Annotated in this window: 2 protein-coding genes; both read right to left on the bottom strand. The window is 73.7% G+C overall.

Annotated elements, in window-relative coordinates; genetic code table 11:
* Positions 1-1,326, bottom strand: a 1,326-nt coding sequence (locus tag SSNG_RS28995) for a DUF5107 domain-containing protein (RefSeq protein WP_007267492.1), incomplete at its 3' end; no start/stop codon positions are given.
* 64 nt (positions 1,327-1,390) lie between these two features.
* Positions 1,391-2,290 (bottom strand): arginase family protein, encoded by a 900-nt coding sequence (locus SSNG_RS28990; protein WP_007267491.1) that lies wholly within the window; start codon positions 2,288-2,290, stop codon positions 1,391-1,393.
* Positions 2,291-2,796: the final 506 nt, after the last annotated feature.

Raw genomic sequence — 2,796 nt, 5'->3', positions numbered from 1 at the left:
GGGCTCCTGCTCCTCCTCCAGCGTGGACTCCGGGAAAGGGGTGCCGGGCAGCTCGAAGCCCCCGCACAGCACCTCCAGCGCGCCCCACCCCGAGCCGTCCGCCAGCCGCTCCCCCGGTTCGGTGTCGGCGTGCCCGCGCCACGCCTTGTACGCCGCGTCCAGGGCCCCGGCCGGCAGGACCGCGTCGAGCGCCGCCGAGGCGGCCCCGCGCGCCGCCGCCCAGTCGGCCCCGTGCACCGCCGAGGGATCCGCCCACAGCGGCCCGTACGCCTCCAGCCAGCTGAACTCCGCCCCCGCGTCCAGCCGTACGTGCTCCAGCTGGGTCCGGGCCAGCCCCGCCTGGATCTCGGCGTAGCCGCCCGTACCGGGCTCCGTCAGCCACTCCTGCCACCGCCGGCCGCCCGGCCCCGCACCCCACGTGAACAGCTTCCGCCCCCGCAGCAGCCCGGTGGAGGCCTGCACCAGCCCGTGCCCCTCCCCGTCCAGGGCGGCGATCCAGGGCCGCTCGGCGGCCCCGCCCTCCACCTCGTAGAAGAAATCGGCGGGATACGTACTACCCAGCGGGTACGTCCGGTCCGCCCCCTCCCACTCCGGCACGGGGATCCGCCGCAGCGCCCGCTCGTACCCGAAGTGCCAGGCCTCCTCGGCGGGCGCCAGAACTCTCGTCCCGGCACCCTCCGGAACGGCGGTGTTGGACCACCAGTACACGGGGACGGGCCGCTCGTGCGGATTGCGCACCCGCACCCCCACGTACAGGAACTCGGAATCCGCGGGCAGCCACAGGTCCACCTGGAACGGCAGGTCACGCAGCCGCTCCCACTCCCACAGCCGCACCATCACACCCCCGTCGGGCGCCGCCACGATCGCGGCGTGCAACGGCGAGCAGGACAAGGCGGTATGCCCGGTGGCTCCGATGTTCCACTCGACGCCACCGGAGAACCAGGCCCCGTTGAGCGCGAAGTCGGCGGGCTGGAACACCGGGTTGCGATAAAGGAGTTCACGGCCGCTCCCCAGATGAACCATCGAGTGGATCCGCCCTCCGAGCCCGGGCAGCACGGTGACGCGCAGCCGCCCGTTCTCGATGACGACCGCCTCGAACTCCCGCTCCGCGCGCTGCCGTCCGTATCCGTCACGGATCGGGACGGGCAGCAGGGAGCGCAGCGGCTCGTAGCCGATCTGCCGCGCCATGTCGCGCGGCAGTCCCCGCCGCGAGCGCTCGTCCAGCTCGTGCACGCCGTCGGGAGCGCGCAGCGCGGGCAGCGGGTTGTCGGGGCCCAAGGGGGCGGCGGGAAGAGTCAGCTGGGCACGTCGCACGGTGGTGGCCATGGGGGAATGGAACACGCGGGTGGGCCGCGTGCACAGTGGTTCCGCACATCACCACCGGTCAGGATTACGCAAAGGCCCCCACGACCAGCTCGGCAAGCAGGGCGCCCGCACGCGCGTCCGGATCCAGATCAGGATCGTAGATCGTCACGTTGAGCCCGACACACCGGGGCGAACGGGCCAACTCGCCCAACAGTTCCCCCAGTTCCCCCGGCAGCAGCCCGCCCGGGTCCGGGCTGTCCACGGCCGGCATGACGGAGGGGTCGAGTACATCAGCATCGAGGTGGATCCAGAACCCCGCCGTCTCCGGCGGATGCAGCCCGTCCAGCGCCGCCCGCGCCACCGCACCGGCGCCGCGCTCCCGGATCTCCCCGACGGTGTGGGCCGCGATGCCGACCGCACGCAGCTCCGGCAGGTCCTCGTCCCCGTCGCGCAGCCCGAAGAGCCGCACGTCCTCCTCCCGCAGATAGGGCCCGAGCCCCTCCAGGTCACTCAGGGCGCCCTGCCCCCGCCCCGTCGACAGCGCGAGCTCCTCACCCCCGGCCGCCCCGACGGGCCCGTTGACGGCCTCGTTGCCGGGATGCCGGAAGTCGGCGGAGCCATCGATGGCGGCGAGCCCGTACCGGCCGAGCCGGCGCATCGCGAGGGCGGCGCCGAGCTGGATGGAGCAGTCACCGCCCAGCACCACCGGGAACTCCCCATCCCTCAGGTGCGCTTCGATCCGGTCGGCGAGGGTCACGGTGTACGCGGCGATGGCGTCGGCGTGGAAGACGCCGTCACCCTCCTTCCACTCACCCCGGTCGTAGCGCGGCGGAACGACCACCCCGCCCTCCCGGGCACCGAGCCGCTGGAGCAGCCCTTGCTCGCGCAGCGCGCCGGCGAGCTTGTAGACCCCCGGCACGGTCCCTGGGGCGGGCGGGCGCAGGCCGAGGTTGGAGGGGGCGTCGAGGAGTACGAGGCTTCGCATACGCCCCATCCTGTTCCATGCGCCGCTGTCCGTACCGGCTTTTCCGTCGCGCGGGGCCCTGCCCCTCCCCGCCCTTCCCCCGTTCCCCGAAGCTCCGCCCCGGTGCGGGCATCGGCCCAGGACGGCCATCAGCCGCTGAAATCCGCGGAGCGATCTGCCGCGCCCCTGCGCATCCTCGCCGCTCCGAGCGGCCTTCGGTGCGGCTATCAGCCCCAGACGGCCGTCGGACGCCGAGCCGGGAGGAGCGCGTAGCGATCTGCCGCGCCCGGGGGCTCCCCGGGAGGCTCTGGTCACCCTCTCGTGCGGGTAGTCGCGCTCCGGCCCGGCACCTCGCCTCCTGAGGGTCCGCATGCCCGGCCGGCCAAGGCCCGGCCCCTCGCCTCATCGCTGAGAGACCCGCCCCTCCCCCTCCTCCCCGGTGACCGTTCCTTCGGGGGCTTCCCGGCAGGCCTTTGTCTTTCCGGTTCGGGCCGGTCGGTCAAGGGTCGCCGAAGGCGATCACGAAG

Source organism: Streptomyces sp. C, from assembly GCF_000158895.1.
GTDB classification, from domain to species: Bacteria; Actinomycetota; Actinomycetes; order Streptomycetales; family Streptomycetaceae; genus Streptomyces; species Streptomyces racemochromogenes.
Note: the sequence above shows the minus strand (reverse complement) of the source record. Positions and strands in the feature narration are given on the sequence as shown.